The 18,392-nt window shown below is 45.1% G+C and carries 18 protein-coding genes; all 18 read right to left on the reverse strand.

The annotated features are described in order from the left end of the window. Positions 1-101 precede the first annotated feature (101 nt). On the reverse strand, positions 102-734 hold the full coding sequence (hisIE, locus tag BN2425_RS19280) for a bifunctional phosphoribosyl-AMP cyclohydrolase/phosphoribosyl-ATP diphosphatase HisIE (RefSeq protein ID WP_042462927.1): 633 nt from the start codon (positions 732-734) through the stop codon (positions 102-104). Next, positions 731-1,492: an imidazole glycerol phosphate synthase subunit HisF gene (gene hisF / locus BN2425_RS19285; protein ID WP_042462929.1), complete on the reverse strand. Its 762-nt coding sequence runs from the start codon at positions 1,490-1,492 to the stop codon at positions 731-733. Before hisF ends, hisIE begins: the two co-directional genes overlap by 4 nt. Next, complete coding sequence (hisA, locus tag BN2425_RS19290) at positions 1,492-2,217, reverse strand: 1-(5-phosphoribosyl)-5-[(5-phosphoribosylamino)methylideneamino]imidazole-4-carboxamide isomerase (protein WP_042462931.1); 726 nt, start codon at positions 2,215-2,217, stop codon at positions 1,492-1,494. The genes hisF and hisA overlap by 1 nt, the downstream gene beginning before the upstream one ends. Further along, positions 2,214-2,840, reverse strand: a complete 627-nt coding sequence (hisH, locus tag BN2425_RS19295) for an imidazole glycerol phosphate synthase subunit HisH (protein WP_042462933.1) — start codon at positions 2,838-2,840, stop codon at positions 2,214-2,216. The genes hisA and hisH overlap by 4 nt, the downstream gene beginning before the upstream one ends. Before the next feature lie 32 nt (positions 2,841-2,872). Next, a complete protein-coding gene (gene hisB / locus BN2425_RS19300; protein ID WP_042462934.1) occupies positions 2,873-3,460 on the reverse strand; it encodes an imidazoleglycerol-phosphate dehydratase HisB in 588 nt (195 codons plus the stop codon). A 159-nt stretch (positions 3,461-3,619) separates the two neighbouring features. Beyond that, entirely contained in the window at positions 3,620-4,906 is a 1,287-nt protein-coding gene (gene hisD, locus BN2425_RS19305; protein ID WP_042462936.1) for a histidinol dehydrogenase, read from the reverse strand. A gap of 1 nt (position 4,907) precedes the next feature. Continuing rightward, positions 4,908-5,540, reverse strand: coding sequence for an ATP phosphoribosyltransferase (gene hisG, locus BN2425_RS19310; RefSeq protein ID WP_042462938.1), 633 nt, complete (start codon positions 5,538-5,540; stop codon positions 4,908-4,910). Further along, on the reverse strand, positions 5,533-6,705 hold the full coding sequence (locus tag BN2425_RS19315; RefSeq protein WP_042462941.1) for an ATP phosphoribosyltransferase regulatory subunit: 1,173 nt from the start codon (positions 6,703-6,705) through the stop codon (positions 5,533-5,535). The genes hisG and BN2425_RS19315 overlap by 8 nt, the downstream gene beginning before the upstream one ends. Positions 6,706-6,882: 177 nt before the next feature. Next, positions 6,883-7,416 (reverse strand): acyltransferase, encoded by a 534-nt coding sequence (locus BN2425_RS19320; protein WP_042462943.1) that lies wholly within the window; start codon positions 7,414-7,416, stop codon positions 6,883-6,885. A 4-nt stretch (positions 7,417-7,420) separates the two neighbouring features. Next, positions 7,421-8,065 (reverse strand): pyrophosphatase PpaX, encoded by a 645-nt coding sequence (gene ppaX, locus BN2425_RS19325; protein ID WP_042462945.1) that lies wholly within the window; start codon positions 8,063-8,065, stop codon positions 7,421-7,423. Next, the gene (locus BN2425_RS19330) at positions 8,058-9,002 is read right to left on the reverse strand and encodes a nucleoside recognition domain-containing protein (protein ID WP_042462948.1); all 945 of its coding nucleotides are present in this window, start codon (positions 9,000-9,002) and stop codon (positions 8,058-8,060) included. The genes ppaX and BN2425_RS19330 overlap by 8 nt, the downstream gene beginning before the upstream one ends. 43 nt (positions 9,003-9,045) lie before the next feature. Then, the gene (gene lgt, locus BN2425_RS19335; protein ID WP_042462951.1) at positions 9,046-9,861 is read right to left on the reverse strand and encodes a prolipoprotein diacylglyceryl transferase; all 816 of its coding nucleotides are present in this window, start codon (positions 9,859-9,861) and stop codon (positions 9,046-9,048) included. A gap of 19 nt (positions 9,862-9,880) precedes the next feature. Then, positions 9,881-10,816: an HPr(Ser) kinase/phosphatase gene (gene hprK / locus BN2425_RS19340; protein WP_042462953.1), complete on the reverse strand. Its 936-nt coding sequence runs from the start codon at positions 10,814-10,816 to the stop codon at positions 9,881-9,883. Between the two features lie 320 nt (positions 10,817-11,136). Beyond that, entirely contained in the window at positions 11,137-11,505 is a 369-nt protein-coding gene (locus BN2425_RS19345) for a phage holin family protein (RefSeq protein ID WP_042462956.1), read from the reverse strand. 10 nt (positions 11,506-11,515) lie between these two features. Then, the gene (locus BN2425_RS19350; RefSeq protein ID WP_042462959.1) at positions 11,516-12,622 is read right to left on the reverse strand and encodes a DUF4097 family beta strand repeat-containing protein; all 1,107 of its coding nucleotides are present in this window, start codon (positions 12,620-12,622) and stop codon (positions 11,516-11,518) included. 93 nt (positions 12,623-12,715) lie between these two features. Continuing rightward, the gene (locus tag BN2425_RS19355; RefSeq protein ID WP_042462963.1) at positions 12,716-13,030 is read right to left on the reverse strand and encodes a DUF4870 domain-containing protein; all 315 of its coding nucleotides are present in this window, start codon (positions 13,028-13,030) and stop codon (positions 12,716-12,718) included. A 157-nt stretch (positions 13,031-13,187) separates the two neighbouring features. Further along, complete coding sequence (gene uvrA / locus BN2425_RS19360; RefSeq protein ID WP_042462966.1) at positions 13,188-16,061, reverse strand: excinuclease ABC subunit UvrA; 2,874 nt, start codon at positions 16,059-16,061, stop codon at positions 13,188-13,190. Positions 16,062-16,068: 7 nt separating this feature from the next. Then, complete coding sequence (gene uvrB / locus BN2425_RS19365; protein WP_042462969.1) at positions 16,069-18,048, reverse strand: excinuclease ABC subunit UvrB; 1,980 nt, start codon at positions 18,046-18,048, stop codon at positions 16,069-16,071. Between the last annotated feature and the right edge of the window lie 344 nt (positions 18,049-18,392).

Here is an 18,392-nt window from a genome sequence, read left to right on the forward strand (position 1 = left end):
GGCTTTTTTTCCCGTATTACCGGCGAGTTGCCCACCCTTACCAACCATGCCACCTTTTTTACTGGCGCTTCCCTTTTAGCCCCATAAAAAAACCAGCCCCATTAGGACTGGTCTTTTGTGTTATGGCGTTCTTCTAAAGTTTGGAGTACGGTTTTAAATGGAAGGCCTTGTTCCACCAATAATACTTGAAGGTGATAAAGCAGATCTGCCGCTTCCCATCTTAGCTCTTCATGACTGCGGTTCTTGGCCGCAATAATCACTTCTGCTGATTCCTCGCCTACTTTTTTCAAAATCTTATCGACGCCTTTTTCAAACAGATAAGTTGTATAAGCTCCTTCAGGACGCTGGCGTTCTCGATCAATGATCACCTGTTCAAGGGTTTGCAGAATTTGATAATCCCCCAAACTTGATTTTCTTTCGGTCACTTCCTGTGAAAAACAGCTGACAGCTCCAGTATGGCATGCTGGACCTTTCGGATTCACTTTCACAAGCAAGGCATCCTGGTCACAATCATAGTTGATGCTCACAACTTGCTGCGTATTGCCGCTGGTTTCACCTTTATGCCAAAGCTCTTGGCGGGAGCGGCTGTAGAACCAAGTTTCCCCTGTTTCGAGCGTTTTTTGTAAAGATTCTTTATTCATATAAGCAAGTGTTAAGACTTCTAATGTTTCTACATCTTGAATAATCGCTGGGACTAAACCCTTTTCATCAAATTTAATAGTGTCCGGATTCATCGGACGGTCACTTCCTTTTTGCGTAAATAGCTTTTTACTTCCTCTACAGAGGTTTCTTTATAATGGAAAATCGACGCGGCTAAAGCGGCATCTGCTTTTCCTAGGATAAAGGCATCCGCGAAATGTTCCGCATTCCCGGCACCTCCGGACGCAATCACAGGAATTGAAACGGCTTTACTGACGGCCTTTGTCAGCTCTATATCAAACCCGTTTTTCTCCCCGTCGCTGTCCATGCTGGTCAGGAGAATTTCCCCCGCTCCCAGCTCCATACCTTCTTTTGCCCATTCTATCACTTTTTTGTCGGTTGGTGTTCTGCCGCCATGAGTATAGACACGCCATGTTCCGATTTCCGGGTCAAACTTTGCATCAATGGCCAGCACAATGCACTGTGAACCGAAAAAACTAGCACCTTCCCTGATTAATTCAGGATTGTTAACGGCTGCCGTGTTTAGCGACACCTTATCGGCACCAGCCCGGAGAATTTTTTTCATGTCCTCAAGGGAATTAATGCCGCCGCCAACCGTAAAAGGAATGGCCAGCTGGGAGGCAACAGATTTGACGACCTCTACCATTGTTTTTCGCCCTTCAACCGAAGCAGAGATATCCAAGAATACCAGTTCATCGGCACCTTGTTCATCATAAACACGTGCCAGCTCCACAGGATCGCCCGCATCACGCAACTGAACAAATTGAATTCCTTTTACGACGCGGCCGTCTTTGACGTCAAGGCAGGGAATAATTCGTTTGGTTAGCGCCATTATGCCCCCACCTCTTCCAATGCCTGCTTCAAGGTAAAGCGATTTTCATAGAGGGCTTTGCCGACAATCGCACCTGGAATGTTTGCATCAGCAAGTGCCTTCAAGTCTGCTAAACTGCTAACCCCGCCGGAGGCTATGACATATTTTCCGGTCACCTCTGCCATTTCGCTTACCGCTGCAATATTCGGTCCTGAAAGCATACCATCTGTAGCAATATCGGTAAAAATAAATGCGTCTGCCCCTGCATCTGCAAAACGCTTACCGAGTTCCACCGCTTTTACCTTTGATGTATCCAGCCAGCCGTGGGTAGCCACGTAGCCATTTTTAGCGTCAATTCCCACCGCAATCTTATTGCCATATTTTTTAATCATCTCGATCGCAAAGTCAGGTTTTGAGACAGCAATACTGCCGATAATGACCCGATTAACGCCACTCTCAAGATAATGGAGAATATCCTCCTCTGACCGAATTCCACCACCGATTTGTATTCTCACGCCTGCCAGCTGTTGGGCAGCTTGGGTCACAAACCGGTCATTGACCCGTTTGCCGTCCTTGGCCCCATCCAGGTCGACCATATGAATCCACTCAGCACCTTCGGCCGCAAACGTTTTGGCCATATCAAACGGGGAATCACCGTAAACTGTTTCCTGGTCATAATCTCCTTGGAGAAGGCGGACGCACTTTCCGCCGCGCATATCAATTGCTGGATAGATTGTTATACTCATCGAACTGCTTTCCTTTCTTCGGCCAGTTTTAAAAAATTTCCAAGCAATGCCATTCCAAGCCGGCTGCTTTTTTCCGGATGGAACTGCATCCCGTAAATATTGTCTCGTCCGACAACCGCCGAAACCTGTTCATGATAATCGGCTTTTGCCAACAGAACGTCGGTTTGATCGGCATCTACAAAATAGGAATGGACAAAATACACATAGTCCTCTACCAAATTTTCTATAAGCGGTGACGGCTTTACGAATTCAAGGCGGTTCCAGCCCATATGCGGCACCTTATAAGTTTCTCCAGTTGTCGTTTTCCCTGGAAAACGGCGGACATGTCCTGGAAGAAGGCCAAGGCCTTCTGTCAGGCCGTTTTCATCGCTCGTTTCAAACAACAGCTGCATGCCGAGGCAGATTCCGAGCAACGGCTTACCCGTAAGAGCAAACTTTTTAACCGTGTCCGCCGGAAGCCGCTCCATTGCATCACGAAATGCCCCTACTCCAGGAAGAATTAACGCATCCGCGCTGAGCAGTTTGTCTTCCTCGTCTGAGATAAAATAGCCGGCACCTAATCGTTCCAATGCCTTGCTGACACTAAACAGATTTCCCATTCCATAGTCAACGATCCCGATCATGGTGTCTGTCACCCCCTATTTGTTCGTTTGGTTTACAACATACCCTTTGTGGATGGTACACCCTTGACGCGCGGGTCGATCATAGTTGCCTCATCAAGTGCACGGCCCAAGGCTTTAAACACAGCCTCAATCATGTGATGGGTATTTTTCCCGTAATGAACAATGACGTGAAGGTTCATCCGAGCCTCGAGTGCGAGCTTCCAAAGAAATTCATGAACTAGCTCTGTGTCGAAGGTTCCGACCTTTTGCTGCGGGAACTCGCCGCGCATTTCGAAGTGCGGCCGGTTACTCAGGTCTACAACCACCTGTGCGAGTGCCTCATCCATCGGTACAAATGCATTTCCATACCGTTTAATTCCCCGCTTATCGCCGAGAGCTTCACGAAGTACTTGTCCCAAACAAATGCCGATATCTTCGGTAGTGTGGTGATCATCTACATCCGTGTCACCTTTTGCATCCACTGTCAGATTGAATTGACCATGCTTAGTAAATAAATCGAGCATATGCGTCATGAATGGCACACCAGTTTGGAGGTTAGATTGTCCTTCGCCATCAATGTCAAATTTTAATTGTATGTTGGTTTCGTTTGTTTTTCTTTCAATACTTGCCGTTCTTGTCATGAGGTCTGCCTCCTGTTTATTTTTTGGAGCGGATTTGCAATTCGCAAATAAAATCACCAAATTCGCAATTATCACTGGAAAATTCGCAAATAAACTGGCCTTATTCGCAAATAAAACCGATAAATTCGCAAATGGAAAGTTTTTTTGCTGGTTTTTTTTCTATAAATCATTCTCATTGTCGTTCTTAACCCTAATTTCTACTGCCCTAGCGTGTGCTTCCAGGCCTTCATTGCGGGCAAAAGTGGCAATTTTTGAAGCATTTGTTTTTAAAGCTGTTTCGCTATAGATAATCACGCTCGATTTTTTTTGAAAATCATCCACATTCAGCGGACTTGAGAACCGGGCGGTGCCATTTGTCGGCAGCACGTGGTTCGGACCGGCAAAATAATCACCAACCGGCTCAGAACTATAACGGCCGATAAAAATTGCTCCAGCATGGCGGATTTTACCCAACATGCCAATGGCATTCTCACACTGGATTTCGAGATGCTCTGGAGCTAATTGGTTCACCGCTGCCACGGCCTCTTCCATATCTGTAGTTATGTAAATTGCACCGTAATCAGCAATCGACCGAGCAGCAATTTCCCGCCGCGGCAATGTGGCAAGCTGTTTTTCCACCTCGGCTGCCACTTGTTCAGCCAACTGCTCTGACGGTGTAACCAGTACACTGCAAGCTCTTGGGTCATGCTCAGCCTGTGACAACAGGTCCGCTGCCACTTCGTCGGCACGCGCCGAGTCATCAGCCAATACAGCAATTTCACTCGGTCCGGCAATCATGTCAATATCAACATCACCATAAACTTCCCGCTTAGCCAGTGCGACAAAAATATTGCCAGGTCCAGTAATTTTATCAACGGGTTGTATGGTTTGCGTTCCGTAAGCAAGTGCCGCAATTGCTTGTGCGCCGCCCGCTTTATAAATTTCTTTTACCCCGGCTTCCTTTGCTGCGACGAGCACAGCAGCAGGAAGTTTGCCATTTTCATCTGGAGGCGAAACCATCACGATCCGTTCTACCCCTGCCACTTTTGCTGGAACAACGTTCATCAGCACTGATGAAGGATAGGCGGCCGTTCCTCCTGGCACATATACCCCTACCGAATCCAATGGAGTAATCTTTTGACCAAGAATGGTACCATTTTCTTCAGTTGTCATCCAAGATGGCCGCAACTGCTTTTCATGATACTTACGGATATTTTCCGCAGCTTCCCGAATTACAGCCACTAAATCGTCATCCACTTGACGATAGGCTTCCTCGATGTCCGTTTCTGCTACAGAAAAATTATCCAATCGAATCCGGTCAAACTTTTCGGTGTATTCCCTTAATGCTTCATTTCCACGGGCCCGCACATCCGCAATAATCTCTTTTACCACCATTTGCTGCTCTGAGGTTCCCGCCTCAATGGACCGTTTTAACGAAACTAGGTCTGTCACTTTTTGGATTTTCATTCTATAAAACCTCCACAACTTCATGAAGACGTTCGACTAATTCATCAATCTTTCTATCTTTGATTCGGTAGCTGACAGGATTCACGATCAGCCTGGACGTCACATCCTGAATTCTTTCATATTCCACCAGACCATTTTCTTTCAGCGTCCTTCCTGTTGAAACAATATCGACGATTCGGTCGGATAGTCCAATTAATGGGGCAAGTTCGATGGAGCCATTTAGCTTAATAATTTCGACTTGTTCGCCTTGCTCCCGGAAATAGGCTTCAGCTACATTCGGATATTTCGTGGCCACCCTTGGTGCAACCTCATTCATTTTTGTATTTGGAAGACCGGCAACCGCCAAATAGCAGCTGCTTATTTTTAAATCAAGCAATTCATAAACATCGCGCTCTTCCTCTAAGAGAACATCTTTACCAGCAATTCCAACATCAGCTACACCATGTTCTACGTAGGTAGCGACGTCCATTGGCTTGGCTAAAATAAACCGCAGGCCTTCCTCTGGAACTTCGATAATTAATTTGCGATTATCGTCAAACTCTGGTGGCAGTTTGTAGCCTGCTTGGCGAAGCAGTTCAACGGCTTCTTCAAAAATACGCCCTTTTGGCATAGCAATCGTAAGTACGTTAGTCATCTTTACGCCCTCCGATTAGATAAGTAGTGTCAGCAAACTTCTTGGTAAACGCATCGAGGTCCTTTACGCCGTTAATGTCCTGAAGCACGGTCTTAATCCCTTGTTCATGTCTTTTCTGGGCCAACTCGAAGGCCTCTTTTCGGCGCTCTGGACTGAAAAGAATACAGTTTGTGGTGTCCTCGACAAGCCCGCCGCCAAGTGCCTCGAGAAGCATATCGACTCTGACTGCAAAACCGGTTGCGGTGGCTTTTTTTCCAAACTTCTCTATTAAACTATAGCGGCCGCCATTGCCAATCGGAAAGCCGACATTCCCTGCGTAAACTTCATATAAGATTCCAGAATAATAGCTCATATGGCTGACAATAGAAAGATCAAATTTCACATGTTCCTCAACGCCATAGTCTTTAATAATCTCCCACAGTTCCTGCAATTCGAGGATGGCCTGCTTGCCTTTATCATTTTCAATGATATCTAAAGCATTGCCGATGACCTCACCGTTCCCTCTTAGTTGCAGGAGCTTAAGCAGCCTTTGCTTATCAATAGTGGAAAGCTGGAAGCTGTTGACCTGGTCACGATAGCCGACATAATTTTTTTCATATAAAAATTTCCTTAGCGATGTAGCCCTGCCGTTTGTCCCTAGGATTTGCATGAATAGGTCCTGGGCAAATTCTGCGTGGCCAATGGACACCTGAAATTCAGTTAATCCCGCTTGTTTGAGCGATGAAATTAACAGAGCAATGACTTCCGCATCACAGGAAACAGTTTGGTCGTTTATAAATTCAATTCCGATTTGTTCAAATTCCGCCGGCCGGCCCCCTTCCCGCTGTTGGGCACGAAACACGTTGGCTGTGTAAGCTAATCTGACTGGTAAGTTATCATCTAATAGTTTAGAAGCAGCGACCCTGGCGATCGGTGCTGTCATATCAGGCCTTAATACAAGCGTATGCCCGTCTTTATCCAGCAATTTAAAAAGCTGGGCATCGTTAATAGCTGATGCGGCTCCTACTGTTTCATAGTATTCAAGAGTAGGGGTTTCAATAAATTCGTAGCCCCATTCCCTCATGGTGTCGGCCATTTGTGTCCGTACCCGATGCTTTTTCTCATATAAACTAGGAAGCGTATCCCGCATTCCTAAAGGCTTTTCAAACATAAACAAGCGACTCATCCTTGCTCGCTCCTTTTCAAACGCTTTAGTCCGCTAATATATTAGAGAGTTAAAGATAATAGTAGTAGTTTAAACCTTATTAAACCGTACGTCAATGGAAAAGTCCGAAAATACACGATTTTCAATCTAACCAGTTTTATAAAAAAAGCCCCGTCAAACCATGACAAGGCTTATTGATTAGTTGTCTTTTCCATAAATCGGATCATTGGCCCAGCGTTCGGCAAGCTGTTCTTTCGTGTAAATGACCCGCATTGGATTTCCGCCCACAAATGCTCCGGCAGGAACATCTTTATGGACGATGGTACCCGCTGACACAAAGGCGCCATCGCCAATGGTGACACCGGGGAGAATCGTAGAGTTGGCGCCAATCATCACTTCGCTGCCAATCTTAACCTCTCCAAGCCGATATTCCTTAATCAAATACTCATGGGCCAGAATCGTCGTATTATAGCCGATGACCGTATTCCGGCCCACACTGATTTTTTCCGGAAACATGACATCAAGCATAACCATGAGCGCAAAGGAAGTCTGACTACCTACCTCCATTCCCAGAAAGGTGCGGTATAGCCAATTTTTCATTCCTAAAAATGGTGTATACCGGGCCAGTTCAATGACAATAAAATTTTTGACGACCTTCCAAAACGGCACTGTTTTGTAAACATGCCACAAAGAATTAGCCCCTTGAACGGGATAGCGGGTCGTATTTCGCATCTTCTCACACCCCGACAATTTTTAATAAATCTGTCATCTGGTCTAGGATGTAATCTGGTTCGTATTTTGCGATATAATCCCGTCCTTTAAATGCCCAAGCGACACCAGCAGTTTTTGTGCCAGCGTTTTTGCCACTAAGGATATCATGAAAATTATCGCCAACCATAAAGGTCTCTTCAGGGGACGAACTTAACTGCTCTAACGCTTTGTAAATCGGCTCCGGATCTGGCTTGGTTCTAGTTACATGATCCTCAGCAATGACAACATCAAAAAACGGATCCAATTTCATTAGCCTTAGCCCTTTCATAGCGACATCAAGCCGTTTTGTAGTGACAATACCCAGCTTAAACCCTTTTTCATGAAGTCTCTTAATTGTTTCATAGACACCTGGAAATTCCTTCACTAGTGCATCATGGTTAGCAATATTGAAGGTGCGGTATTCCACAATCATTTCTTCTACACGTTCTTGGTCAATACTGCTAAATGCTTCATGCAGTGTTGGTCCCATAAAGGGAAGTACATCCGCCTGGGTATACTTCTCAGGGAAAAATTTATTAAGTGTGTGCAGATAGCTGTTAATAATCAGCTGATTCGTATCAATTAGCGTTCCATCCAGATCGAACAATAAAGTGGTAATCTTGTTAGTCATATGTTGCTTCCTTTCTATTTAACAGGCCTGTGCGTTTCCAGATTGTTCCGACAATAAGAGTTAGAACAATGGCCACGCTCAGACGGATTAAAAACAGCGGCAAAATAGGAATTCCCAACGGAACAAAAATTAACGTGTCCTCAACAACCGCATGGCATGCCATAAGGAATAGGAAAGCCAATGTGATGTCCTTTTTACTGACCCCTTCTTCTTCCACTGCTTGGATCATGACACCAGCTCCGTATGCCAGACCAAAAAGCAGCCCGGCCGCCATCGTGGTCGAAGTGTTCTCCTTCATCCCCAGCGATTTGGTGATGGGAGCCATCGTCCGTGAAAATTTGTTCAGCCATTTGATATCCTTTAATATTTGAATCACAATCATTAGCGGTATCACAATCATTGCCATTTGGAGAATGCCCGGGCCAGCTTTTTCTAGTGATTGCAGGATAATCCCCATCCAGCCTGAAGCCTGTTCCGCAGTTCCATCAATGAACCCATACTTAGCTGTATCTCCGCCGCCATGCCAAACCAAATTAATGACGACAGCGGAAACAACCGCCAAGCCCGGCCGGGTAACGAGCACAATCCAAAGTTTGACTCCCGTTCTCATGGCAACGCCTGATTCAATGAATAAATTGTGGGAAAACGACAGCATCACCGCTAAAATGAACACTTCTTTTACGGTTAAATCCATCGTCAAAATCGCACCAATCGCAGCATACAAGTTCAAAAAGTTGCCCAACACCAATGGAATCGCTGCATCTCCGGATAAGCCTATCAGCTTCATTAATGGGGAAATCAGTTTAATCACCCATGGCAAAACTGGTGTGTACTGCAGGATCGACACAATTATCGTGACAGGAAAAATAATTTTCCCCAATGTCCATGTAGTCTTGAGGCCGACCAGCAGCCCTCTCTTTAAAGAGTCAAACAGCATTTCTCCTATCTCCCTTATAAAACATGTGCCTTCTCTATCTATCTTAGTTTTCCAAATCTAAATAACGCGCCTTAGAGGTTTTCTTCACCCGGCGATAGATGATTATAATGACTGCCGCTACAATCAAGGCAATGGAAATCATTTGTGCCATTCTCAGGCTGCCGAGCATTAAACTATCGGTTCGCAGTCCTTCAACATAGCACCGTCCAATCGAGTACCAAATCAGGTAGGACAGAAAAATTTCCCCGCGGCGGAGATTGACTCTTCGTAACAAGAGTAATAGGATAAACCCGGCAAAATCCCATAGTGATTCATAGAGGAAAGTAGGGTGGTAATAGGTACCATCAATATACATTTGATTGATAATAAAGTCAGGCAGGTGCAGGTTTTCCAAAAATGCACGAGTGACCTCGCCGCCATGTGCTTCCTGGTTCATGAAATTTCCCCAACGTCCGATAGCCTGTCCAAGAATAATGCTTGGTGCGGCAATATCGGCCAGTTTCCAGAAAGAAATCCCGCGCATTTTACTAAACACATAAGCCGTAATGACGGACCCAATCAATGCCCCATGAATGGCGATGCCGCCATTCCATATTTTCACAATATCACCAGGATGATCTTGATAGTAATCCCATTCAAAAATAACATAATAAATCCGTGCTGAAATAATCGCAATGGGTATTGCCCATAACATCAAATCGGCAAACGTATCTTTTGGCAGCCCGCGCCGTTTTTCCTCACGGATTGCCAAAAAAAGCGCCAGTGCCAAGCCGCAGCCAATAATGATGCCATACCAGTGGACCTCAATCGGCCCCAGCGAAAAGGCAATCGGATTCAGCGGTTGGATATTCTCATTCATTTTGGTTTCTCCCCTTTATCTATAGCTCATCATGGTCGCCGTCTTCGATGACATCCGAAAGCCGGTCTGTAAATTGCTGTGCTGCATTCACACCCATTCTTTTTAAGCGGAAGTTCATGGCTGCCACTTCAATGATAACAGCAAGGTTTCGCCCTGGGCGGACAGGAACCGTCAGCTTAGGAATCTGTGTATCAATGATTTTCATGGTTTCTTCATCAAGTCCGAGCCGGTCATACTGTTTCTTGGAATCCCATATTTCTAAATTCATGACAAGAGTAATCCGCTTATTGCTTCTGACGGCACCTGCACCAAACAATGTCATGACATTGATAATCCCCAGCCCGCGGATTTCCAATAGATGCTCAATGAGTTCTGGTGAGGTCCCGACTAGTGTGTCTTGGTCCTCCTGACGGATTTCAACACAGTCATCAGCCACAAGCCGATGGCCGCGTTTCACCAATTCCAATGCCGTTTCACTTTTACCCACACCGCTTTTCCCAGTAATCAGCACGCCAATCCCGTACACGTCCACCAAAACACCGTGTACTGCTGTGGTCGGAGCTAGCTTGCTTTCTAAAAAGTTCGTCAGCCTGCTCGAAAAACGAGTCGTTTTCATCGGCACCCTTAAAACAGGAACGGATTCTTGTTCAGAGGCCTCGATGAGCTCGGGCGGCACCTCCAGCCCTCTCGTCACAATGATAGCCGGGGTAATGTCGGTGCATAATTTTTCCATTCTTGATTGCTTTTCCCGTTCGGGCAGTCCCGCGAAAAAGGATAATTCCGTTTTCCCCAACAGCTGGATGCGGTCGGCGGGATAGTATTCAAAATATCCAGCCATTTCAATTCCCGGACGTGATATGTCGCTTGTGGTGATTGGACGGTTGATACCTTCCTCACCACTAATTAACTCTAGTTGAAATTTTTCAAAAATATCTTTGGTACGTACTTTAGGCAAAAGGGCCCCTCCTTTTATCATTTAGGCTCTGTTAAACGATAATGTTGATTTTATTAACTCTGTTGATTGGAGCGGAAGGCGCTCGACTCCTGCGGGGGCAGCACCGAGGAGGCTCCCCGGCACGCCCGCGGAAAGCGAGCGACTGGAGCAGAAATCAACAGCCAAATTTAACAGAGCCATCATTTAAAACGGTTATCAGCCGTTTTCTTGCTTTCAATCAATTTACCTCCTATTTTAACATTTTTTAACCCAGAACCATACTTTCCTTTACGGCAAAAACAAAAAAAGGTGCTGCCACCTGCCTGTGGCAAACACCTGGATTATTTTCGCTTAGAGGATCGGGTCGGTTCTAGCAATGTTTTTTGTATGAATAGATTCACCAATGACATTAGTACAGAAAAAATCAGTGCCATTCCGAAACCCGAAATTTCGAATGCATCGCCCATAAAATAATCGGTCAGTTCCAGCGTAATCGCATTGATCACAAATAAGAATAACCCCATGGTCAAAACGGTTGCCGGAAGGGTCAAGACGATTAACAGCGGGCGCACCAAAATATTTAAGATGGATAACAGGATGCTCGCCTGAAACGCTGCCCAAAACCCAGTCAGGTAAAAGCTTTCATGAAAATATCCTGCAAATGCCATAAATAAAACTGCATTAATGATACACCCAATTAACCATCTCATATTAAAACTCCTAATGAATTGACTTTTTTACTGTGATTGAGCCTGTTTTTGTATCAGCATAAATTTTCAGGTCGATATCAGTCTGGTTGGCTGATTGAAATCGCAACGACTTTTGGACCATTTCGCTTTTTTCCTCAAGAATTTGTACCCCGACAAGTTGGAGGTTAAACCCGCCTAGATTGGTCTTAAGCTCTCCTTTAATCGATGTGCTTTCCGGAATGGATAACTCAATTGTACCTGTTGTCGTTTTTGCATGGACCCATTCACTGCGGGTTCCAGACAGTGCCGTGGTTATGGCCCCGTTAAACGATACCGCCTCCGTCTTTTTAAAATCCCCTTCCAGCGTAATCGCACCATTAATCGTCTCAGCCTCTAACTCATCAAATTGACTGCGAGATACGGTAATTTTTCCGTTTGCCGTTTCAATCTCAGCCTTTTTCCCATTGATGTCCTCGAGAACAACTTTCCCGTTTGCGGTTTTGACCCGCAGTTCGTTTGCCTTTAGACCGCTACCTGTAACAGTGCCATTAAACACTCTAATACGTGTTTTATCAAAATCAGCTTTTGGCAGATAAATAACGGCATCTACTTTCATCCATTTTTGCTGGGTGGCAAAGCGCAGTCTGCCACTTTCTAGTGAAAAAGCCACATCATGCAAGAAATTTTCCCGTGCTTGCTCTTGTGACTCGACCCGGTATACCTTAGCTTGACACTCCACGCGAACATCCGGCTGGTCCCAAGAAGAAAGTTTGACTGAACCATTGGCCACATCAATATCCATGTCTCTTATTTCTGCATCCCCATGCTGGAAAATATGAGAAATATCAATTGATTGGCCAAAATTCAAATCAAAATCCATGTCTTTAATCTTTTTAAGGGCTGAATCTACAAAATCAAAGATTTTTTCCTTGGTTGATTGAAACTTGGCATTTAAAGGATCTTCCTTCTTCGATTCCTGGAAATGGACAGCAGTGGATAACTCATTGATGATTTGTTCCTGCTTCTGCTCCATAGTTTTCTGTTCCTTTTCCAGTTCATCTAGTAAGGACAAGGCTTCATCCACTGACAGTTTTCCCTCTTCGACCATTTTTAAAATCCGCTTGCGTTCCTCTTTCATTATACCCACCTCAAAGTGTTAAAAATTTATCGTTACTGTATATTCCCTTTATTGACACCATCTATAACCCTGCGTTCTCGTTCCTTAGTATATCTATTCAGCAATAAGTACCTTTACGCCTTTCACAATGTTCCAAATGACTACTATAAGAGAAACAATCGCAAGAGCAATCATAGAGATGATGGAAAACACCGGAATATCGCTATCCAAGCCGACAAATTCAAAAATGAAAATCAAACCGATCAGCGGTACACAAAAAAGTGGAATGAGATGCGATAACAAGGATTTCTTTGCATGCTGCTTGGTGATTTCATCACCGCTTGCTAGCCAAACTACTAAAGGAAAAATAAATCCAGCAAAAAATATACTAAAATAACACAGACTTGAAAGTACTTTTCTACTATCCATTTCGCTCATCTCCCTTATTAATACATTTACGATTGGGAGGCCTTATAAGTTTCGTCGTTTAGGAAATAAAGACGGCGATTCTACAAAATACTCGACGGTTGTCCAGCCCGAAAAATAAAAAGAGCTGATATCCTTCGATAGGATTCAGCTCTTTTTACTATGCATTAATGGCACTCTTCTGTTCAATTTGATGTCTCATTCGTTCCCGGTCACGCTCAAGGATTGGTTTCAAATACTTACCCGTATAGGATTCGGGTACTTCTACCACTTTTTCAGGGATTCCTGTTGCAACAATTGTTCCGCCTTTGTCGCCGCCTTCAGGACCAAGGTCAATAATATAGTCAGCAGTTTTGATCACATCAAGATTATGCTCAATTACTAAAACAGTATCGCCATTTTCAACCAAGCGTTGCAGGACAACTAACAGCCTTGAAATATCGTCCACATGAAGTCCTGTTGTTGGTTCATCCAAGATATAGAAGGTCTTCCCCGTGGATCGACGATGCAGTTCCGATGCAAGTTTTACACGCTGCGCCTCGCCACCAGAAAGAGTAGTGGCAGGCTGCCCCAGCTTCATATAGCCAAGACCCACATCATAAAGGGTTTGGATTTTTCGGCTAATTTTCGGGATATTCTCGAAAAATTTCAAAGCCTCCTCAACAGTCATGTCCAGGACTTCGGAAATATTTTTGCCTTTATATTTAACCTCTAGCGTTTCCCGATTATAACGCTTTCCATGACATACTTCACAAGGAACATAAACATCAGGCAAAAAGTGCATTTCGATTTTGATAATCCCGTCCCCTTTACAGGCCTCACAGCGGCCGCCCTTCACATTGAAGCTGAAGCGGCCTTTTTTATAGCCGCGGACCTTAGCCTCATTAGTAGCGGCATACACATCACGTATATCATCAAACACACCGGTATAAGTAGCAGGATTGGAACGCGGCGTTCTGCCGATTGGTGATTGGTCGATATCAACCACCTTTTCCAACTGCTCCAGACCTTTAATGCTCTTGTGCTGCCCCGGTTTCATCTTCGCTCTGTTTAACTTCTGTGCCAGCGCCTTATGAAGAATTTCATTTATCAAAGTACTTTTTCCGGATCCTGACACTCCCGTTACGGCTATGAACATACCTAAAGGAAATTTCACGTTGATATTTTTAAGATTATTTTCTGCGGCGCCTTTAATTTCAATATAACGGCCGTCCGGCTTTCTACGTTCCAAAGGCAGCGGAATGAACTTCCTGCCCGATAGATACTGGCCAGTCAGTGAATTTGGATCAGCCATCACTTCTTCAGGTGTCCCTGCAGCAATCACTTCACCGCCATGGGCCCCGGCGCCTGGCCCGATATCAATCAAATAATCTGCTGCCAGCATCGTGTCTTCATCGTGTTCCACGACAATTAAGGTATTTCCGATATCACGCATGTTTTGCAGGGTTTCAATCAAACGGTCATTGTCCCGCTGGTGCAGTCCAATTGATGGTTCATCCAAAATGTATAACACACCCGTCAACCTGGATCCGATTTGGGTGGCCAAACGAATCCGCTGGGCTTCCCCTCCGGAAAGGGTTCCGGCCATCCGGCTAAGTGTTAAATAATCAAGTCCAACATTAATTAAGAAGCCAAGTCGCTCATTGATTTCGCGCAAAATTAATCTAGCAACCTGCGTTTCCTTTTCAGATAGTACAAGACCATCAAAAAATTGCATGGCTTCTCCAATCGATAGGCCTGTTATGAGAGAGATATGCTGACCGTTAATCAGAACAGCAAGGCTCTCTTTTTTCAAACGATGGCCTTTACAGGTCGGACAAGGCTGCTGGGCCATATATTTTTCCATCTGTTCCCGGATATAGTCGGAGCTGGTTTCTTTGAAGCGTCTCTCCACATTACGCAGAACACCTTCAAATTGGATATAACCTTCACGGGTTTGGCCAAAATCGTTTTCATATCGGAAATATATTTTTTCATTACCGGATCCATATAGGATTTTGTCGAGTAGATGTCCAGGTATATCCTTTACCGGAATATCCATATCAATGCCGTAATGGCTGCAGACAGCCTCTAACAGCTGTGGATAATATTGTGAGCTGGTCGGCTCCCAAGGGGCAATGGCATGTTGCTTTAATGTCAGGTCCCTGTTCGGGATGACCAAGTCAACATCGACTTCTAGCTTAGATCCGAGCCCATCGCATTCTGGACAGGCGCCAAATGGACTATTGAACGAAAACATCCTCGGTTCTAGTTCCCCAATGGAAAAACCGCAAATCGGGCAGGCATGGTTTTCGCTGAACATCAGCTCTTCTTGACCAATAACATCCACGATCACTTTTCCCTCGCCAAGCTCGAGCGCTGTTTCAAGAGAGTCTGCTATCCGTGCAGCGATTCCCTCTTTTACCACAATCCGGTCGACAACTACTTCAATGGAATGCTTTTTGTTTTTGTCCAATTCGATGTCTTCACTTAAGTCGAGCATTTCCCCGTCTACGCGCACGCGGACAAAGCCTTTCTTTTTAATATCTTCGAGAACTTTTACATGCTGCCCCTTGCGTCCGGAAATAATCGGGGCAAGGATTTGCATCTTCGTCCGTTCTGGATAATCGAGAATCCGGTCCACCATCTGTTCAATGGTTTGTGAAGAAATTTCAATATTATGGATCGGACAGGTCGGATGTCCAACTCTAGCAAATAATAATCTTAAGTAATCATATATTTCCGTTACTGTTCCAACCGTTGACCGCGGGTTGTTACTGGTGGTTTTTTGGTCAATCGATATGGCAGGTGATAATCCTTCTATGGTATCAACATCCGGTTTATCCATTTGGCCGAGAAACTGCCGGGCATAGGCCGATAACGATTCCACATACCGACGCTGTCCCTCTGCGTAAATCGTATCAAACGCGAGCGAGGACTTTCCGGATCCGGAAAGTCCCGTTAATACAACAAGCTTATCTCTCGGAATGGTGACATCAATATTTTTTAAGTTATTGGCCCTGGCGCCTTTAACAACTAATTTTTCCATTGCCATGTTTACGTCATCCTTCCGCTTTCAATTCCAAAATTAAATCACGAAGCTCGGCGGCCCGCTCGAAGTTCAAATCCTTTGCCGCTGCCTTCATTTCTTTTTCCATATCGGCAATCAATTTTTCCCGTTCCTTTTTGTTCATTTTGCCAAATGCTGCAGTTGGTTTATACTCTTCCTGATCCTCTGCAGCGTGAGTCGCACGAATGGCTTCCCGAATTTCTTTCTGAATCGTCTGTGGTGTAATTCCGTGCTTGCGGTTAAATTCCTCCTGAATTTCACGGCGGCGCTTTGTCTCGCTGATGGCTTTTTCCATCGAGTCTGTCATTCGGTCCGCATACATGATTACCTTACCGTTGGCATTCCGGGCAGCCCGGCCAATGGTTTGGATCAGCGACCGTTCAGAACGAAGGAAACCTTCTTTGTCGGCATCCAGTATCGTAACTAACGAGACTTCTGGGATATCCAAGCCTTCCCGGAGCAGGTTGATTCCCACGAGGACATCATATTTGCCAAGGCGAAGTTCCCGAATAATTTCAATCCGCTCCAGCGTTTTCACTTCTGAATGTAGATATTGGACTTTTATGCCGATTTCCTTCAAGTAATCGGTTAAGTCCTCTGACATTTTCTTTGTCAGTGTCGTCACCAGCACGCGTTCATTCTTGTTGACCCGGTCTTGGATTTCTCCGATTAAATCATCGATTTGTCCTTCAATTGGCCGAACCTCAATGATTGGATCAAGCAATCCTGTCGGACGGATAATCTGCTCAACCATTTCAGGTGTGTGTTCCAATTCAAATGGTCCTGGAGTAGCCGAGACAAAGATAGCATTGTGGATATGCTTTTCAAATTCGTCAAACATCAGCGGCCGGTTATCCATGGCTGATGGCAGACGGAATCCATGGTCTACCAATACCTGTTTACGGGCTCGGTCTCCATTAAACATTCCTCTAACTTGCGGCAAGGTAACATGCGACTCGTCAATGACTAATAGGAAGTCTTCCGGAAAGAAGTCGAGCAGGGTATAAGGTGTTGAACCGGCAGGGCGAAGGGTCAGGTGACGGGAATAGTTCTCAATCCCTGAGCAGAAGCCCATTTCCCGCATCATTTCGAGATCATAGCGGGTCCGTTGTTCAAGCCGCTGCGCCTCTAACAGTTTGTCTTGTGCCTTCAGTTCGGCAAGGCGTACTTCCAACTCTTGCTCAATATTTTCTATTGCTTTTCTCATCTTTTCTTCTCTGGTAACGAAGTGGGATGCCGGGAAGATGGCGACATGTTCCCGTTCGCCCATGATTTCTCCAGTGAGTGCGTCCACTTCGCGGATACGGTCAATTTCATCTCCAAAAAATTCGACGCGAATGCAGTGTTCATCGCGGGATACCGGGAAAATCTCGACCACGTCACCGCGGACCCGGAACGTTCCCCGTTTAAAATCGATATCGTTTCGTTCATATTGGATATCCACCAATTTGCGGAGCAGCTGGTTCCGTTCTACTTCCATTCCAGTCCGGAGCGACAGCACCATCTCGCGGTATTCTTCCGGCGAACCGAGACCGTAGATGCAGGACACGCTGGCGATAATAATGACATCTTTCCGTTCAAACAAGGATGATGTTGCCGAGTGTCTCAGTTTATCAATCTCATCGTTAATGCTGGCGTCTTTTTCAATGAACGTATCAGTCTGCGGAACATAGGCTTCAGGCTGATAGTAATCGTAATAGCTGACAAAATACTCTACAGCATTGTTTGGGAAGAATTCCTTGAACTCACTATAGAGCTGGCCAGCCAATGTTTTGTTATGGGCAATCACCAGGGTAGGTTTGTTGACCTCTTTGATGACATTAGAAATCGTAAATGTTTTCCCTGTACCGGTTGCACCGAGCAGGGTTTGGTATCGCTTGTTATTTTTGACTCCTTCGACTAATTGCCGAATGGCTTCAGGCTGATCCCCTTGAGGTGAGTATTTAGAAACTAACTCAAATTGATCTATCACAAATGGTTCCTCCCGTCTATAAAATCCACCCTATAACGGGCATTTTTCCAGTATGATAATGTTGTTTAATGACCGGGATGGTACTGGAAAGGGGTCTATTTTTAATCATAGTAACATTCTACCACATTCCCCCAAAAACAAACCAACAATATGCGAACTAATATTCGTTTTTCAATAAAAAGAGGATGAAGTTTCTTAGTAACCGTTCCTTCTTATTTTCCCCCTGCTCGGGCATTTAGATCACTTCTTAGTGACCCCTCATCCTCCTTTTTCTCCTGCTCGGGCATTTAGATCACTTCTTAGTGACCCCTCACCCTCCTTTTCCCCCGCCCCGGCATTTAGAG

This window comes from Neobacillus dielmonensis (assembly GCF_000612665.1).
GTDB classification, from domain to species: Bacteria; Bacillota; Bacilli; order Bacillales; family Cytobacillaceae; genus Neobacillus; species Neobacillus dielmonensis.